Below are 16,432 nucleotides of genomic sequence, written 5' to 3'. Positions count from 1 at the left end.
CGGCGGAATGTGAATCACTTCATCAAGCGGTAATGCGCCGCTGCGGCGCAAGCCGCCTCATAGATAGGCGCCGACCTCCCCGGAGCCGCAGTCCTCATCTGCGTCCCTCTCCGTATAGAGCGACAAACGATCTTCCGGCGTCGGCCGCCCCGCATGCAATGGCGTACACGAGAAGGGCGGCTGTTCGGAACATGGCACGTAGGGAGCGCTCGCCGTCTGATGCACGGACGGCGCGTCGTAGTCTTCTTCTCGGGGGGCTCCCAGCGCGGACAAGCCGATGAGCGCCATTCCGAACAACAGGCAGCCGGCGCCGATGTCGCGCCATTCGATGATGAAGTCGTGCGGGTCGTAGGACATGTGAACCTCGATGATGGGATCGCCGTCGCACAGGCGCAGAGATGCGCGCCCGCTGAGCTGGCAAGCGTGCCGTGGAGTGCGGAAGCGCTATTTGTCGAAGGCCGCGCGGAACTTCGCGAGGTCGTCGGCGCTGGCGTCGGTGACCGCCCAGAACGCCAGCCCGTCGTTTGACCAGTTGGCCAAATTATAGCCGTCGCGCATGGCGGTCGTGGCGTCCCCGGGCGGCGCCGGCCAGATGAAGACATTGATGATGTGGCCGTGGCGCCGATACACCAGCGCCGCGACGACGCGCCCGCCAACATAGTCGACGCGTCCGCCGACCAGCGGGAAGCCGCTGGAGGCGAGATCGACCACGGGCGGCGCGAAGTCGATCTTGCCGTTGAACCACGGTTTCACCGTGTGCTGGTCCGAGGTCGCGACATCGGTGAGATGGTCGACCTGAAGCGATCGTATATGGCTCGCCAGCAATTCGTCTTCGAGAGTGCCCTGGTGCTGCCCCGGCAACACTACCAGGAACAGCATGGCCGCCAACGCCGCCAAGGTCGGCACGAAGCTCCATTGGCGGATGAAGGCGTAGAGGTCGAAGCGCCGCGGCGCCGGCTGCGCCTGCCATGGCGCGGGATAAGCCGCCCGGCCCGCGCTCGCCTCCCGCTCGACCGCCGCGAGGACCTGCGCCCGCAGGGCGTCGGTGGCGCGCCAGCGCACATCGGACTTGCCGATCACTCTTTTCATCGCGCGATATTTCGCGACCTCGGCGGCACATTGCGGGCATGCCGCGAGATGCTGCTCGAATTCGAGGGAATGCGCGGCATCGAGCTCGCCATCGATGAAGCCATGCAGCATCAGCGAGCGTTCGGTGCAGGCGGCATCGGATAAAGTCTTCATGCCCGCGCCTCCGCCGGGTCGGACGACCAGGACTTGGCGAATTCGCGGCGTGCCCGGGCAAGGCGCGACATCACCGTGCCGATCGGCAACGTGGTGATCTCGGCAATGTCGCGATAGGACAGATCCTCGATCTCGCGCAGCACCAGGATTTCGCGGAGCGGCCGCGGCAGCGCCATGAGCACCGTGCGCACCGCCTCGGCCTCGGTCTTGCGCAGCAGGCTGGTCTCCGGAGTGTCCGCCTCCGAGGCGATGGCATCGAGAGGAGATTCGTCATCTTCGTGGATTGAGGTCACTTCGAAGCGCGTTACTCGCCGCTTGGCCATCATCCAGTCGCGATAGCAATTGCGCACGATGGCGAAGACCCAGGCGCGGACATCGCCGCCCTTGAAACCGCCATAGGCGCGGAACGCCTTGACGAAGGCGTCCTGCACGATGTCGTGCGCCGCATCGCCGTCCTTGCAGAGAAAGCGCGCGAAACTGTAGGCGGCGTCGAGTTCCGGCAGCACCGATTGCCGGAAGCGCTGCGCCAGCTCGTCGACCGCCGGACCGGTGATGGTCTCCTGCCGGCTCGTCGAGCTTGCGAACAGGCGCGACTCCACCTTGCTCATCAGGATCGCCACACCGGCGCCGCGTCGCGCGGGCGCTGACGGCAATCCCATCAATTGTCTGGCGAATGCGCGGAATGAAAATCCTCGCGCGGGTCCGAACAGGATGCCCAGACCGATCGCGTTCGTCGAAGCCATTGCGCGGCTCATCACGTGCCCCCGGATGCGTGGCGCTTCAGTTCCCCTCCGGCGCGTCCGATCGATGATCGGTTTCGCACGCGGACGGAGCGGCGCGGCAGATACCGCAGCCAACCAGCACAGACAGTCCGACGCGCAGTTTTATTCCCGTTTCCGGAAAAATTCGCCGTCCCAAAATAATTTTCGGGGATCCGAGAATATATCCGCGCCGCCTCCGGTCTCTCCCACAGCGGGGGCATTCGTCCATGCACCACACCCCGCTCAAACGATCGCCTTGATCTTGGGAGAGCTGGAAATGTTCATCATGTCACGCCGCACCGTACTCGGTGCGGCCACCGCTATGGCTGCCTTGGGCCTTGGCAAACCTCTGGAATTCGTCCCGCCCGCATTTGCGGAGACACCACTGGAGCCGACCGTCGGCTTCTACAGGTACAAGGTTGGCGATATCGAGGTGACCGCGGTCTATGACGGTATCTGGCGCAAGCCTCATGATCCCACTTTCATCAAGAACGCCACGGTCGACGAGACCAAGGCGGCGCTGGCGAAGGCGGGCCTCACCACCGAATTCATGCCGATCCCACTGACGGTGATCGTGCTGAAGATCGGCGGCAAGTACATCATGGTCGATGCCGGCTCGGGCGTCGGCCAGTGGCAGGCCAACGCCACCCATCTGCCGGCCAATATGCGCGCCGCCGGCATCGATCGCGACCAGATCAACACCATCCTCGTCTCGCATTTTCACCCGGACCATGTCTGGGGGCTGATGGAAAAGGGGACCAACGCGGCGGTCTTCCCGAACGCCGAGCTGGTGGTCAACGCCACCGAATATAATTGGTGGACCGATCCGGGTCGGGTCGAGAAGCTTCCCGAAGGCCGCCGCGCCGCCGGCAAGCGCATCGCCGAGGTGTTCCCGACCTGGAAGAACTGGAAGCTGGTCGGCAAGGATGCCGAGGTCGCGCCCGGCGTGCGTATCGTCGAGGCGTTCGGCCACACACCCGGCCATTCCGCCTTCCTCGTCACCTCCGGCAAGGACCAGCTCATGGTGTCCAACGACACCATGTATGTGCCGGCTCTGCTCGCGCCGCACCCGGAATGGCAGGGCACCTACGACCAGGATGGGCCCACCGCCATCACCGCCCGGCGCGCGCTCGTCGACCGCGTCATCGCCGACAGAATCGCGATCTGCGGCGCGCATTTCCCGTTCCCCGGCGCCGGCACCTTCGTCAAGGACGGCAACGCCTACGCCTTCACCCCTGTCGTCCAGTCCTGAACGCTCACCGAGAAAGGAACATCCCATGAAGAAGCCGTCCCATCTGCGCGGCCTCGCCGCCGCCTTCGGTTGCGCCGCGGTGCTCGCCCTGAGCGTTCCCGCCTTCGCGGTCGACAACATGACGTCGAGCGACGAGGTCGACCTCACCTCGGTGCGCGCCAAGATCAAGGCCAAGGACTACAAGGCGGCTTTGGCCGAGTTGCGCGACCTCGCCGAGGATACCCAGCAGGCCGACGTCTATAATCTTCTCGGCTTCACGCTGCGCAAGACCGGCGATACCACGACCTCGCTGACCTATTACAACAAGGCGCTGGAGCTGCAGCCGGACCACAAGGCGGCGCGCGAATATCTCGGCGAACTCTTCATCGAGACCGGCCATATCGACAAGGCCAAGGAGCAACTCGCCGCGCTGGAGAAGCTCTGCCCGGCCGGCTGCGAGGAACGCGAAGACCTCGCACAGGCGATCGCGGCCAAAGCGGGCAATTGACCGGCCATGAGAAACCGATACGCGGAGGCGGGCGCCGTGGCCCGCCTCCATATCCTCCAACTGATCGTGGCTATGGCCGTGCCGCGCGTCCTTGAGGACGGCGTATTGCTCGCCGCGCGCGTGCTGCTGTCCACGATCTTCCTCCATGAGGCCGCAGTCCTCCTCGCTGCCGGCAATTTCGCGGCGACGGCGGCAGCGCTCGGCATACCCGCCGCGCTCTTCCTGGCGACCATCGCCCTGCAACTGGTGGCCGGGCTCGCCATCCTGACCGGCGGCTATACGCGCCTCGGCGCCGCTGCACTCGGTGGCTTCTGCCTCGCCACCGCCGTGCTGTTCCACACCAATTTCGGTGTTCGGAACGAACTGCTGCATTTCGAGAAGGACCTCGCCATCGCCGGCGGCATGTTCGCGCTGATGGTTCACGGGCCTGGCGGATGGTCGCTGGATCGGCATCTGGGGCGAAGATGAGCCCTGGCTGCCGGAGGCAGCGACCTGAGCGGTCGGGGTTTCGAAGCGGTCCATCCCGCTCTCGTTCGACAGGCCCCGACCGCTCTCCATTCAATCCTCGCCCTTGCCGCCACCTCTTGCCTTGCCGGCCGCGCTGTCCCTATCTGCCTTCCCCATGAGAACCGTCGCGATCATCGTGTTTCCCGGGGTGCAGGCGCTCGATGTCGCCGGCCCGCTGGACGTGTTTTCCGAGGCCAACGGCTTTCTCCCGGACGGGCAGGGCTATGAGGTGGTGGTGGTCGGCACCGAGGCCGGGCCGTTCCGCGCCTCCAACGGAATGCGCATCGTCCCAGACTGCACGCTGGAGACGGCCGAAGGTCCATTCGACATGGTGTTCGTCGCCGGCGGTCCGCTGCTGCCCGAGGCCGCGCCCAGCGCAGGGCTGTCGGATTGGCTGAGGCGCGAGGCCGAGCGGGCAGGGTGCTTCGGCTCGATCTGCACCGGGGCTTTTGCGCTCGGCCATGCCGGGCTGCTGGACGGCAAGCGCGCCACCACGCACTGGCAGAATGCCGAGGCGCTGGCGAACCGCTTCCCACAGGCGAGCATCGAGCGCGACCGCATCTTCCTGCGCGAGGGCGCGCTGGTGACCTCGGCCGGCGTCACCGCCGGCATCGATCTCGCGCTCGCCCTGGTCGCCGAGGATCATGGCGCCGAGATCGCCCTGGCGGTTGCCAAGCGCCTCGTCGTGGTGGCGCAGCGCCAGGGCGGCCAGTCGCAATTCAGCCCGCTCTTGAACATGGTGGCGGACGATGCCTCGCCCATCGCCAAGGCGCAGGACTTCATCGTTCGCAACATCGCCAGGAACATAAGCGTGAAGCAACTCGCATCGGTTGCCGGCATGAGCGAGCGCAACTTCGCCCGCCTGTTCGTCGAGACCGCCAGGGTCACGCCGCACCAGTTCATCGAACTCGCCCGCGTCGATGTAGCCCGCAATCTGCTGGAGGCGGGCGACAAGCCGCTGAAGGCGATCGCGCGCGATTGCGGCTTCGGCTCGGCGGACCGCATGCGCATCGTCTTCATGCGGCGGCTCGGCCTCACTCCGGTGCAGTATCGGGCGAGTTTTTCGCACGGCGCGAACGTCGGCTGAGCGAGCGGTCCGTCGGATCCTGCCAAATCGCAAGCCATTGCTGCCAAACTATAATACCAGGCTGGTCAGCGGCTTGCGCGCGCGCTGACGCTCCGCATTTTGGGACCGACCGCTTCTCGTTGAGGAGCCCAAATCATCCCAAGGAGCCACGCCATGACCAAGCCGCTCGAAGGCATCAAGATCATCGACTTCACCCATGTCCAGGCCGGACCGGCCTGCACGCAGATGCTCGCCTGGTTCGGCGCCGATGTGGTGAAGGTCGAGCGTCCTGGCGCCGGTGATGTCACCCGTACGCAGCTGCGCCATGTGAAGGATGTCGACGCGCTCTATTTCACCATGCTGAATTCCAACAAGAAGTCGCTCACGCTCGACACCAAGACCGCCAAGGGCAAAGAGGTGCTTGAGCGGCTGATCCGCGAGTCAGATGTGCTGGTGGAGAATTTCGCCCCCGGCGCGCTCGATCGCATGGGTTTCACCTGGGAGCACATAAGCGAGCTCAACCCCGGCATGATTGTCGCCTCGGTGAAGGGCTTCTCCGACGGCCATCATTACGAGGACCTGAAGGTCTATGAGAACGTCGCGCAATGCGCGGGCGGTGCGGCCTCGACCACCGGCTTCTGGGACGGCCCGCCGACGGTGAGCGGCGCGGCGCTGGGCGACAGCAACACCGGCATGCACCTCGCCATCGGCATCCTCACGGCGCTCCACCAGCGCGACAAGACCGGCAAGGGGCAGAAGGTGGGGGTCTCGATGCAGGACTCCGTGCTGAACCTCTGCCGGGTGAAGCTGCGCGACCAGCAGCGCCTGGAGGCGGTCGGCTATCTTGAGGAGTACCCGCAATATCCCCATGGCGAGTTCGGCGATGTGGTGCCGCGCGGCGGCAATGCCGGCGGCGGCGGCCAGCCCGGCTGGGTGCTGAAGTGCAAGGGCTGGGAGACCGATCCCAACGCCTATATCTACTTCACCATCCAGAGCCAGGCCTGGCCGAATGTCTGCAAGGCGTTGGGCCGCGAGGAGTGGATCGAGGATCCGGCCTACAGCACGCCGATCGCCCGCCAAGACAAGATCTTCGACATCTTCGCGGTGATCGAGGAATGGCTGGCCGACAAGACCAAGTTCGAGGCCATCGACATATTGCGCACATTCGACATCCCCTGTGCACCGGTGCTGTCGATGAAGGAGATCGCCAACGATCCCTCGTTGCGCAAGAGCGGCACCATCGTCGAGGTCGCCCACCCGACGCTCGGCACCTATCTGACGGTCGGCAGCCCGATCAAGTTCTCGGACCTCGATGTGGAGGTGACCGCGTCGCCGCTGCTCGGCCAGCACACCAACGAGATCCTGACCGGTCTCGGCTATAACCAGCAGGAAATCGCCGAACTGCACGACGAGAATGCGGTGTGAGGTCTTCCTTCCATTGAACCTCATCCTGAGGTGCGAGCGTAGCGAGCCTCGAAGGGTGCTGAAGCAGAGGAGCGGTCATCTGCGTGGGCATCCTTCGAGGCCATCTGCGACGGCACCTCAGGATGAGGTGGATTATTAGCGGCGCCAGTTTTGGCGCCGTTTTTCTTGTGATCGATATGTCCGTAATCGACGCAGTATTGGCGGATACCGACGCGTTGCTTTCATTGAGCGCGATCGTGGATCGGCAGAAACTCCGTTCACCTCAGATGAAGGAGAACATCCATGTCCACGAGCATAGGCGGCATCAGCATTCCCGACAGCAGGCTGGCGCGGGCGGTCACAGAGTTGGTGCGCGACACCGAACCCGCGCTGCTGTTCCACCACTCCAGCCGGGTCTATTATTTTGGCGCGCTGGCCGGGCTGCGCCGCGGCCTGAAGTTCGATGCCGAGCTGCTCTATACCGGCGCCATGTTCCACGACATGGGGCTGACGCACCAGCACAGCAGCCCGCACGAGCGCTTCGAGGTCGATGGCGCCAATGCCGCGCGGGATTTCCTGCGCAGCCACGGCATCGCCCAGGCCGACATCGACACGGTGTGGACCGCGATCGCCCTGCACACCACGCCCGGCATCCCCCAGCACATGCACCCGGTGGTGGCGCTGGTCACCGCGGGCGTCGAGATGGATGTGCTCGGTCTCACCTATCGCGAATACAGCGATGCCGAGCGCGAAGCCGTGGTTCACGCCCATCCCCGCACGCCACACTTCAAGGAGGACATCATCCAGAGCTTCTATGAGGGCATAAAGCACAAGCCGGAGACCACCTTCGGCAACGTGAAGGCGGACGTTCTGGCCGACAAGGATCCAGCCTTCCAGCGCGGCAATTTCTGCAGCGTCATCCGCGGCTCGGCGTGGGTGGGATGAGACTCCCTGTTCGCTGACCGTCGCGGCGGGATATCGAAGACGAGCGCATTGTGTTCTGGTCGGAAGGCGCAAATATCCGCTTGCCGATTCCGTTCCGCGGATCGGCGCCTTGAACTGGCGCACGCCGCCGACCAGACCTAACCGCTCCGCTCATGTCCTCCTTCAAATTCCTCCATGCCGCCGACCTGCATCTCGACAGCCCGCTGCGCGGTCTCGCCCGGCGCGGCGCGATCGCCGGCGCTTTCGTCGAGGCCTCGCGCCGGGCGCTGGAGAATCTGGTCTCGGTGGCGATCAGCGAGCAGGTGGCGTTCCTGATCATCGCCGGCGACATCTATGATGGCGACTGGCGCGACTACGCCACCGGGCAGTTCTTCGTGCGGCAGATGGGGCGGCTGGCACGCGCCGACATCCCGGTCTTCACCATTCGCGGCAATCACGACGCCGAATCCGTCGTCAGCAAGAGCCTGCCGCTGCCGACCAATGTGCGCAGCTTTTCGGTGCGCGCGGTGGAATCGGTCGCGATCGAGGAATTGCGCGTGACACTGCACGGGCGCGGTTTCGCCAACCGGCACGTCGCTGACAATGTCGCGCTCGAATATCCGCCGGCAACGCCCGGCTATTTCAATATCGGCCTCCTGCACACCTCGCTCACCGGTCGCGACGGCCACGATGTCTATGCGCCGTGCTCGGTCGAGGATCTGGAGCGGGCCGGCTATGATTATTGGGCGCTCGGCCATATCCACCAGCGCGAGGTGGTGCCGGGGCGGAGCACCATCGTATTCCCCGGCAATCTCCAGGGCCGCCACGCCCGCGAGACCGGCCCGAAGGGCGCCACGCTGGTCACCGTCACCGACGGGCGCATCGCCGGATTGGAGGCGCTGACGCTCGACGCCGCGCGCTTCGAGCATGTCATGCTTGATCTCTCCGGCATCGAGGCCAGGGCCGCGCTCGAGGAGCGGGTGCGCGATGCCATCAGGGCCGCCCGCGAGGCCGCCGACCGTCCGCTGGCGCTGCGCCTGACGCTGCATGGCGAGACCGTGCTCCACGGCCATCTCTCCGCCAATGCCGGGCAGGTGGCCGAGGACGCGCAGGCCATTGCCGCCGAGGTCGGCGACGACGTGCTGATCGAGAAGCTGCGCAACGCCACGACCGGCCCGCGCGGCTTTGCCTTGTCCGCCGCCATCGGCTTCGACGAGATCCTCGCCGCCATTGCCGCCGAGCCTGGCTTCCGGGACGACATCGCCGGCACGCTGGCCGAGATCCGCGGCAAGGCCCCGGCGGATGCCCTGAAGCTGCTCGGCGACGACACCGCCGATATCGGGCAGGTGGCGGTAGCTGCAATTGCTTCCGCGCAGCAGGCGGTACTGGCCGCGCTCGGCGGCATTGCGACCGAACCCGGCGAGCCTCAGCCATGAGGTTCCACAGCCTCGGCCTCGACCGTTACGGCCGCTTCACGGACCGCGTGCTGGAGTTCGACCCAAACTCGCGCGTTACCATCGTCCAGGGTGCCAATGAGGCGGGCAAGACCACGGCGCTGGCGGCGGTGACCGATGCGCTGTACGGCATCGAGCTGCGATCCCGCTTCGATTTCCTGCATGCATCGAAGGATATGCGTATTTCCGCGCGCATCGCGGCAGTGGACGGGCGCGGGCTCGCCTTCGCCCGGCTGAAGCGCCGTACCGCCACGCTGGTCGATCTCGAGACCGGTGCGCCGCTGAACGATGACTGCCTCGCGCCCTTCCTCGGCGCGCATGACCGGCGGGCCTTCCTCGACATTTTCGGCCTCGACCAGGCCCGCCTGCGCGCCGGCGGGCGCAGCCTGCTGGCCGGCGGCGGCGATCTCGCCGAGGCGCTGGTGGCGGCGGCGCCCGGCCTCGGCCAGGTGGCCCGCTTGCGCGACGATTTCCAGGCACGGGCGGCCAAGACCTTCAATCCCGACCGCCGCACCGCCTCGCACGAATTCTATGTCGCGATGGAAAGGCGCAAGGCCGCTCATGCCCTGGTAAGCGAGCAGGAAGTGCGCGTCACCGAAGTAAGACGCCTGCGCGAGGAAGCCGAGGCGGCGGCCGCGGCCCGCGGCCACGCGGTTGGCGCAGAGACTGATGCCGGTCTTGCCGCCGACCGCGCCCGTGCGCTCGGCCGGGCGGCGAGGGAGCTTCGCACTCTCGATATCCAATTGGCTGCCCGTGCGGCGCTGGGCGATGTGCCCTCCATGCCGGCCGGCTTCGTCGCCCGGGCGCGCGACCTGCTGGCGGCGATCGAGAAGGCGAGGGCGGCTGTCGCCACGGCCGACGGCGAACACGCCGCCGCCGAGGCAGCGCTCAACGCCATCGCGCTCGATGACGAAATCCTTGGCCTCGCTGAGGCGATCGAGAGCTCCGACGAGGCGCGCGCCGCGGTACAGGCCGAGCTGCGCAGCCTGCCCAATCGCCGTAACGAGGCGACCGAGGCGCGCGGCGCGCTGGTGCGCATCGCTACCGGCCTCGGCCTTGCCGATGTGGAAACGCTGCGCCAGCGCCTGCCCGGCGCGCCGTTGCTGGCGCGCGCCGATGCCCTGGTCGACCGGCTTGCCGCGGTCGAGGTGCGCAGCGCAACGCTTGCCGACGCCGAGCGCAATCTGGCGGCGCGGCGCACTGAGCTGGAGCAGGGGCGCGGCGCCGACGCGCCGGTCGAGGATCCGGCCTCGCTGCGGCGCCGGCTTGCCGCGCTGGACGGTGCCGAGGCGCGCGAGCGCGCCTTGCGCAGTCTCGATCACCGACTGGCGGCGAGCCGCACCGATCTCGCCGAGCGGGCCACGCGCCTCGCCATCGGCATTGCCGACGCTGATGCGCTCGCCGTGCGGCCGCTTCCGCTGCTCGCCGCAGCGGAAGCCGGCCTGCGGCACACGCGGGAGACCGCTGAAGCGGTGACGCGTCAAGGGCAAGCGCATGCCGACCTCGTCGAACAGCTCGCCCAGCTGGAGACGCGGCTTGCCGCCATCAATGCCGGCCGTCCGGCGCCGACCGATGCGGCGATCGAGACCGCCCGCCGCGAACGCGACGCGCTATGGGGCGCGGTGCGTCCGCTGGTGCTGCTGGAGCGCGGCCCGGCGGAAGGCGACCGCGCCGCCGCTTTGGGGCTCGACCGTGCCCTCGGTGCCGCCGATCTGCTGGCCGATGAGCGCCTGCGCGAGACCGAACGCCTCGCCGACCTCGCGAGCGCCGAGCGCGACATTGCCACGCTGAAGATCCGCATCGACGCCGCACAGCTACGCCTCACCGAAGCCGACGCGCGGCACGAAGGCTCCAGCGCGGCCTGGCGCGAGCTGTGGGCGGCAAGTCGCCTCGCGCCGCCGGCGGATGAGAGCGCCATCGCCTTGTTGCGCGAGGCGGAGACGATCCGCGTCGCCCGCGAGACGGCACGCAAGGAGGCGGCCGAGGCTGCGGGCCAGCGCGAGGAGACGCGCCGCGAGCGCGAGGATTATGCCCGGCTGCGCGCCGATCTCGGCCTGCCGGTGGCCGGCGAGGCGCCGATGCGCATGGCGGAACTGCGCGATGCGCTGGGTGAGCGCGAGGCGCGCTTCCAGCAGGCCCGAGACCGCGAGCGCGACCTTGGCGGACTCGGCAAGCAGCAGGCCGATCTCGCCAACCGCAGCGCCGAGATCGCCCGCGAGCGCCACGCGGTGGCCGAGGAAGCCGCCACGGTGTTTCCGCTGCTCGCCATCCGCACCGGGGCGCCGGTCGAGGAGGCGCGGGCGGCGCTCGGCCTCTGGCGCGAGGCGCTCACCTTCGACGAGAAGCTCGGCACCGCGGAGCACCGCGTCGCCGGCATCGAGCGCGACGAGGCGAATTTCATCGCGCGGGTCCGCGACGCGCAGCAGCGCGCCGGGCTCGCCGCCGAGGGCGACGCCTTCGAGGCGGTGCGGCATCTGCGATCACGGCTCGACGCCGCCCGGCAGGCGCGTTCACGGGCCGATGCCGCCGCCACGGCGCTGGAGACCCGGCGCGCGGCGCTGGAGCAGGCGCGCGCGGCACTGGAGCGCGGCGAGGCGGCGCTCGCCATTCTCGTCGAGCCGTTGCCGGCGGCTGCGCGCGAACCCTTGCCGCCATTGCTCGACCGGCTGGAGCAGGCGGTGACGATCGATGCCAGGCTCAAGGAGATTGGCGAACGGCTGGCTGATCTGCGCGGCTCGCGCAGCGAGGCCGATATCCGCGCCGATATCGCGGACCGGGACGACGAGGCGCTGGCCCGTCTCGCCGCCGAGGCGGACGCCGCCCACGCCGCAGCACGGCAGGCGCGCGATCTGGCGGTGGAGCGCGATACAAAGGCGCAGACCGCGCTGAAGGCACTGGACCAGCGCGAGGGCGCGGCCGCCGCGGCGCAGGACGAGCAGGACGCGCTGGCCGAGATCGCCGGCGCGGTAGAGCGCTTCACCCGCGATCATGTGGCAGCGCGGCTGCTCGGCGCCGCCATCGAGCGCTACCGCCAGCAGCACCAGAACCCCATCGTCGAGCGCGCCTCGCACGCCTTCGCCGCGCTGACCGGCGGGCGCTGGGAGGGCATCGGCATCGATTATGACCAGGACCCACCGCGGCTGGCCGCCTTGCGGGACGGCCAGTTGCTCGGCGTCGAGGCGCTGTCGGAAGGTACCGCCGACCAGCTGTTCCTCGCATTGCGCATCGCAGCCATCGAGGAACATGCCCGCCGCGCCACCCCCTTGCCCTTCATCGCCGACGACCTGTTCGTGACCTTCGACGAGCCTCGCACCGAAGCCGCGCTGCGCCTGCTGGCGGAACTCGGTGCGGTGACGCAGGTGATCGTCTTCACCCACCACGAGCATGTGGTGGAGTGGGGCACGCGGGCCTTGGGCGATGGAGTAGGGGTAATCCGGCTGTAGATCGAACTATGACAGGAATACAAAAAGGTCGATTCCTTAGTCGCTCGGATTGATCGGTGTTGTTGAACCCAAGCGGTTCAACCGGGCAGGGACGCAAGATATTTGCCGATCGCGCGAACGGTTTGCTCCGTGCGCAGCCGAGTGTCGTGGCGGCTTTCTAACCCCATATGATCAACTTCGATGTTCTCTAGGTAGCGCACGCACTCTTCCTCACTTGCCTTCTGTCGAAACAGACTGGCGACGTGTAGAAGATAACTATCATATTCGTCGGCAGGCGGACTGTCCTTCCACGCGTCCTTGATCGTTGCCAAGCCGATCGGGTCCCAAAGCGACCAGCCGATATCACGCAGTCGGGAAAGCTGTATCTTCGGGTATGTCGTCATGACCTGAGCATAGCTGCGGCAACAGTTCCAAGCCATTGCCGAGTGCGATTCCCCGGCGGGCGACGCAGTGGACGCGATCCGACGGCAGGCGGAGTTTGAAATTTTTCTTTGCTCGGCGCGTTCTCTGACGTTCCGACCTCTCTAAGTCATAGAAAGTATAAATCAGTGCCGAAGTCGTGATCTTTCGTAAAACTGGCCATAGGCGCGCGTACCCGCTTCGTGCTTCGTAAATGACCTGATTGACTGCATCGATTAGGCTTCACACCCCTCCAAGCGAAACTTTGCGGTATCCTCGACGTGAAGTTGTAGCCTGATTGACCCTCTGCGCGATGGAGCTTCGCGTTTGGGCCACAGCAGCGCGACGACGCCTTGTCAGCGACAGGAACTGCCCAAAAGTCACCGTGAAATGGGCCGCGGCGCGGCCGTCCGCGCTGTCACGCGAGCGTCGTCCAACTCTCCTAGCTGTTCCTAAGTCATTGCAGAATGTAGGAGAAATGACATGAAGCGCGCTCTTGCCGCCGCCGCGGCTTTGGTCGTCAGCCTTGCCGTACCGGCATATGCGGACAGCTCCGTCGTGACCATCTATTCGGCCGACGGCCTCCATGACGGCAAGGGTAGCTGGTACGAGACCCAGTTCGACGCCTTCACCAAGGCGACCGGGATCAAGGTCCAGTACATCGAGGGCGGCTCCGGCGGCGTGGTCGAACGCATCGCCAAGGAGAAGTCAAACCCGCAGGCCGACGTGCTGGTGACGCTGCCGCCCTTCGTGCAGCGCGCGGCCGCCGACGGGCTGTTGCAGAATTATACGCCGGAAGCTGCAGCGCAGATCGATGGCGGCGCGCCGATGTACCAGCCGCTCGTCAATAATTACATGAACTTCATCTATGACAGCGCCAAGCTGTCGGCGGCGCCGGCGAGCTACAAGGATCTGCTCGATCCGAAGTTCAAGGGCAAGATCCAGTATTCCACCCCCGGCCAGGCCGGCGACGGCACCGCCGTCATGCTGCAGGTCATCCACGCCTTCGGCAGCGAGGAGGCCGGCTTCGATTTCCTCAAGAAGCTGCAGCACAACAATGTCGGCCCGTCGGCCTCCACCGGCAAGCTGACCGCGCTCGTCAACAAGGGCGAGCTGTTCGTCGCCAATGGCGACCTGCAGATGAACATGTCGCAGATGGCCGACAACCCGAACATCAAGGTATTCTGGCCGGCCGGCACGGATGGCACCCGCTCGACCTTCGCACTGCCCTACTATATCGGCCTGGTGACCGGCGCGCCGAACGGCGACAACGGCAAGAAGCTGATCGACTTCCTGCTTTCGAAGGATGTGCAGGCGACCGTCTCTTCCATCGCCATCGGCATCCCGGCGCGCAAGGACGTCACCCCGACCGACGCCAACTTCACCCGGCTGCATGACGCCATGCAGGGTGTGACCGTGTGGCAGCCGGACTGGAACGAGGTGCTGCGGAAGCTGCCCGCCTACGTCAAGCGCTGGAACGAAGCGACCGGCTCCTGACCATGCCGGCTGTCGCTCTCGTAGCTACGGACGCTTCGGATATCGGCGCTGCGGAGGTTCGCGGCGCCGGCTCCAATGTCGCCTTTGACCGGGTCAGCGTCGCCTATCGTGGCCATGTGGTGCTGAAGCCGCTGACGCTGGACGTGGCGGCGGGCGAGATCCTGGCGCTGATCGGGCCATCGGGTTCGGGCAAGACCACGGCGCTGCGTGCGGTCGCCGGCTTCGTCAAACCGGCGAGCGGCCGCATTCTGATCGGCGCCACCGACGTCACCAATCTGCCGCCCTATGAGCGCGGGCTGGGCATGGTGGTGCAGAACTACGCGCTGTTCCCACATATGCGGGCGGCAGATAACGTCGCTTTCGGCTTGCGCGCGCAAGGCGCGGAGAAGGGGCTGATCGCCCAGCGGGTCGATCATGCGCTGGGCATCGTCGGCATGTCAGCCTATGCTAGGCGCTTTCCGCGCGAACTATCCGGCGGCCAGCAGCAGCGCGTCGCCATTGCACGTGCCCTGGCGGTGCGCCCGCGGGTGCTGCTGCTGGACGAGCCGCTCTCCGCGCTCGACGCACAGATCCGCCGCAACATGGTCGAGGAGATCGCACGGCTGCATCGCGAGCTGCCGGGCCTCACCATCCTCTATGTAACCCACGACCAGACCGAGGCGCTGACGCTGGCCGACAAGATCGCCATCATGCGCGACGGCGCGGTGTCCGCCCACGGCGCGACCGCCGAACTCTATCGGCGCCCGCCCAACCGCTTCACCGCCGAGTTTCTCGGCCGCGCCAATCTGGTGCCTGTCACGGTAGCCGAAGCACCGGGATCAAACGGCTTCGCGCGCGTCCGGATGGGCGAGACCATGCTCACCGCCGCCGGACGGGATGAGAAGGCGGGCGACGCCGTGCTGCTCTGCGTCCGCCCGCAGCATCTCTCGCTCACGCCGGACGGGGACCACGCCAATTCCATGGTCGGCACGCTGCGCGACGTGAACTGGCAGGGCGAGTTGACCCATCTGGTGCTCGACGTCGCAGGCACGGTGGTGCGCGTCGCCGCCACCCGCCTGCCGCTCGAATTGCCGGAAGCCGGCACGGCGATGACGCTCTATTTTGCGCCCGGCGACACCTCGCTGGTTCCGGAGGATGCCGGTGGCTGAGGCCGTCGCCACATCGCCGCGAACGAGGGCCGGGATCGGCGGCTGGTGGATCCTGCCGCCCGCCACGCTGCTTGCGCTGCTGTTCTTCTACCCGCTGGCCCTGATCGTGCGGCAGGCCTTCCTCGATGATGGCGGGGCGCCGAACGCCGCCGAATTCCTCGGCGTGCTCCAGTCGCGCTTCTTCTTCAACGCGCTCATCAACACTGTCACCATCTCGCTCTCGGCGACGCTCGGCTGTCTGGTGGTCGGCTTCGTGCTGGCGTTGATCCTCGCCTTCGTGCCGTTCAAGGGCAGCGTGTTCATCGCGCGGCTGATCGACACCTTCATCGCGCTGCCGACCTTCCTGGTCACGCTGGCCTTCACCTTCCTCTATGGCTCGGCCGGCGTGCTGAACGGCGCGCTGATGCATGCCCTGGCGCTGCCGCTGCCGCCGGTCGATTTCCTCTATTCGCGCTGGGGCGTCATCCTCGCCGAGGTCACCGTCTATTCGCCCTTCGTGCTCAGGCCCTTGCTGGCGGCGTTCTCGCTGGTCGACCGCGGCCAGATCGAGGCTGCCAGCATTCTCGGCGCTCGCCCGGCACGCATCGTGGCGCAGGTGATCCTGCCGGCGGCGCTGCCGGCCCTGATCGCGGGCGGCAGCCTCTGCCTGCTGCTCACCGTCAATGAGTTCGGCATCGTGCTGTTCATCGGCGCCAAGGGCGTCATCACCTTGCCGTTGCTGATCTATTCCAAGGCCATCCAGGAATCCGCCTACCAGGTCGCATGCATCGTCGCGGTGGTGAACATCGCGCTGTCGCTCGGCCTGTTCAGCCTGTACCGCTTCGCTGCGGCGCGTTTCGGGAGCTGAC

15 protein-coding genes are annotated in these 16,432 nt (G+C 66.8%); 11 read left to right on the top strand and 4 right to left on the bottom strand.

Annotated features, from left to right (window positions below; all coding sequences use genetic code 11):
- Positions 1 to 57: 57 nt before the first annotated feature.
- From G3545_RS06640 to G3545_RS06630, 3 genes are all read right to left on the bottom strand, one after another.
- Positions 58 to 357: a hypothetical protein gene (locus tag G3545_RS06640; RefSeq protein WP_170011015.1), complete on the bottom strand. Its 300-nt coding sequence runs from the start codon at positions 355 to 357 to the stop codon at positions 58 to 60.
- Positions 358 to 444: 87 nt separating this feature from the next.
- A complete protein-coding gene (locus G3545_RS06635) occupies positions 445 to 1,242 on the bottom strand; it encodes an anti-sigma factor (RefSeq protein ID WP_170011013.1) in 798 nt (265 codons plus the stop codon).
- On the bottom strand, positions 1,239 to 1,850 hold the full coding sequence (locus G3545_RS06630) for a sigma-70 family RNA polymerase sigma factor (protein ID WP_170011011.1): 612 nt from the start codon (positions 1,848 to 1,850) through the stop codon (positions 1,239 to 1,241). The genes G3545_RS06635 and G3545_RS06630 overlap by 4 nt, the downstream gene beginning before the upstream one ends.
- A gap of 430 nt (positions 1,851 to 2,280) precedes the next feature.
- Here G3545_RS06630 and G3545_RS06625 point away from each other — a divergent pair, with 430 nt between their 5' ends.
- From G3545_RS06625 to G3545_RS06590, 8 genes are all read left to right on the top strand, one after another.
- Positions 2,281 to 3,255: an MBL fold metallo-hydrolase gene (locus tag G3545_RS06625; RefSeq protein WP_170011009.1), complete on the top strand. Its 975-nt coding sequence runs from the start codon at positions 2,281 to 2,283 to the stop codon at positions 3,253 to 3,255.
- 25 nt (positions 3,256 to 3,280) lie between these two features.
- A complete protein-coding gene (locus tag G3545_RS06620) occupies positions 3,281 to 3,742 on the top strand; it encodes a tetratricopeptide repeat protein (protein WP_170011007.1) in 462 nt (153 codons plus the stop codon).
- Positions 3,743 to 3,814: 72 nt separating this feature from the next.
- A complete protein-coding gene (locus G3545_RS06615; protein WP_246702869.1) occupies positions 3,815 to 4,210 on the top strand; it encodes a DoxX family protein in 396 nt (131 codons plus the stop codon).
- A 154-nt stretch (positions 4,211 to 4,364) separates the two neighbouring features.
- A complete protein-coding gene (locus tag G3545_RS06610; protein ID WP_170010981.1) occupies positions 4,365 to 5,336 on the top strand; it encodes a GlxA family transcriptional regulator in 972 nt (323 codons plus the stop codon).
- Positions 5,337 to 5,489: 153 nt separating this feature from the next.
- Positions 5,490 to 6,740: a formyl-CoA transferase gene (frc, locus tag G3545_RS06605; protein WP_170010979.1), complete on the top strand. Its 1,251-nt coding sequence runs from the start codon at positions 5,490 to 5,492 to the stop codon at positions 6,738 to 6,740.
- 282 nt (positions 6,741 to 7,022) lie between these two features.
- Positions 7,023 to 7,664 carry an HD domain-containing protein gene (locus G3545_RS06600; RefSeq protein ID WP_170010977.1) on the top strand — a complete coding sequence of 214 codons (642 nt, stop codon included), beginning with the start codon at positions 7,023 to 7,025 and terminating at the stop codon, positions 7,662 to 7,664.
- 152 nt (positions 7,665 to 7,816) lie between these two features.
- On the top strand, positions 7,817 to 9,079 hold the full coding sequence (locus tag G3545_RS06595) for a DNA repair exonuclease (protein ID WP_170010975.1): 1,263 nt from the start codon (positions 7,817 to 7,819) through the stop codon (positions 9,077 to 9,079).
- Positions 9,076 to 12,540: a YhaN family protein gene (locus G3545_RS06590; protein WP_170010973.1), complete on the top strand. Its 3,465-nt coding sequence runs from the start codon at positions 9,076 to 9,078 to the stop codon at positions 12,538 to 12,540. The genes G3545_RS06595 and G3545_RS06590 overlap by 4 nt, the downstream gene beginning before the upstream one ends.
- A gap of 77 nt (positions 12,541 to 12,617) precedes the next feature.
- On the opposite strand, the gene G3545_RS06585 is transcribed toward G3545_RS06590, so the two are convergent.
- A complete protein-coding gene (locus G3545_RS06585) occupies positions 12,618 to 12,923 on the bottom strand; it encodes a hypothetical protein (RefSeq protein ID WP_170010971.1) in 306 nt (101 codons plus the stop codon).
- Positions 12,924 to 13,422: 499 nt separating this feature from the next.
- Between G3545_RS06585 and G3545_RS06580 the strand changes: the two genes are divergently transcribed.
- Genes G3545_RS06580 through G3545_RS06570 form a run of 3 tightly spaced genes read left to right on the top strand, consistent with a single transcriptional unit; the run spans position 13,423 to position 16,431 of the window.
- Positions 13,423 to 14,436: a 2-aminoethylphosphonate ABC transporter substrate-binding protein gene (locus tag G3545_RS06580; RefSeq protein WP_170010969.1), complete on the top strand. Its 1,014-nt coding sequence runs from the start codon at positions 13,423 to 13,425 to the stop codon at positions 14,434 to 14,436.
- 2 nt (positions 14,437 to 14,438) lie between these two features.
- Positions 14,439 to 15,584 (top strand): ATP-binding cassette domain-containing protein, encoded by a 1,146-nt coding sequence (locus G3545_RS06575; protein ID WP_170010967.1) that lies wholly within the window; start codon positions 14,439 to 14,441, stop codon positions 15,582 to 15,584.
- Positions 15,577 to 16,431, top strand: a complete 855-nt coding sequence (locus G3545_RS06570; RefSeq protein ID WP_246702718.1) for a 2-aminoethylphosphonate ABC transporter permease subunit — start codon at positions 15,577 to 15,579, stop codon at positions 16,429 to 16,431. The genes G3545_RS06575 and G3545_RS06570 overlap by 8 nt, the downstream gene beginning before the upstream one ends.
- Position 16,432: the final 1 nt, after the last annotated feature.

It is taken from the genome of Starkeya sp. ORNL1 (genome assembly GCF_012971745.1).
Classification (GTDB): domain Bacteria; phylum Pseudomonadota; class Alphaproteobacteria; order Rhizobiales; family Xanthobacteraceae; genus Ancylobacter.
This window is presented reverse-complemented; position numbering and strand designations above follow the sequence as displayed.

What these genes read in the sequence shown, in the direction of transcription:
- G3545_RS06610 (WP_170010981.1), top strand. Translation starts at nt 4,365, where the DNA reads ATGAGAACCGTCGCGATCATCGTGTTTCCCGGGGTGCAGGCGCTCGAT.
- G3545_RS06590 (WP_170010973.1), top strand. Translation starts at nt 9,076, where the DNA reads ATGAGGTTCCACAGCCTCGGCCTCGACCGTTACGGCCGCTTCACGGAC.
- G3545_RS06615 (WP_246702869.1), top strand. Translation starts at nt 3,815, where the DNA reads ATGGCCGTGCCGCGCGTCCTTGAGGACGGCGTATTGCTCGCCGCGCGC.
- G3545_RS06580 (WP_170010969.1), top strand. Translation starts at nt 13,423, where the DNA reads ATGAAGCGCGCTCTTGCCGCCGCCGCGGCTTTGGTCGTCAGCCTTGCC.
- frc (WP_170010979.1), top strand. Translation starts at nt 5,490, where the DNA reads ATGACCAAGCCGCTCGAAGGCATCAAGATCATCGACTTCACCCATGTC.
- G3545_RS06620 (WP_170011007.1), top strand. Translation starts at nt 3,281, where the DNA reads ATGAAGAAGCCGTCCCATCTGCGCGGCCTCGCCGCCGCCTTCGGTTGC.
- G3545_RS06575 (WP_170010967.1), top strand. Translation starts at nt 14,439, where the DNA reads ATGCCGGCTGTCGCTCTCGTAGCTACGGACGCTTCGGATATCGGCGCT.
- G3545_RS06635 (WP_170011013.1), bottom strand. Translation starts at nt 1,242, where the DNA reads ATGAAGACTTTATCCGATGCCGCCTGCACCGAACGCTCGCTGATGCTG.
- G3545_RS06625 (WP_170011009.1), top strand. Translation starts at nt 2,281, where the DNA reads ATGTTCATCATGTCACGCCGCACCGTACTCGGTGCGGCCACCGCTATG.
- G3545_RS06630 (WP_170011011.1), bottom strand. Translation starts at nt 1,850, where the DNA reads ATGAGCAAGGTGGAGTCGCGCCTGTTCGCAAGCTCGACGAGCCGGCAG.
- G3545_RS06640 (WP_170011015.1), bottom strand. Translation starts at nt 357, where the DNA reads ATGTCCTACGACCCGCACGACTTCATCATCGAATGGCGCGACATCGGC.
- G3545_RS06600 (WP_170010977.1), top strand. Translation starts at nt 7,023, where the DNA reads ATGTCCACGAGCATAGGCGGCATCAGCATTCCCGACAGCAGGCTGGCG.
- G3545_RS06585 (WP_170010971.1), bottom strand. Translation starts at nt 12,923, where the DNA reads ATGACGACATACCCGAAGATACAGCTTTCCCGACTGCGTGATATCGGC.
- G3545_RS06595 (WP_170010975.1), top strand. Translation starts at nt 7,817, where the DNA reads ATGTCCTCCTTCAAATTCCTCCATGCCGCCGACCTGCATCTCGACAGC.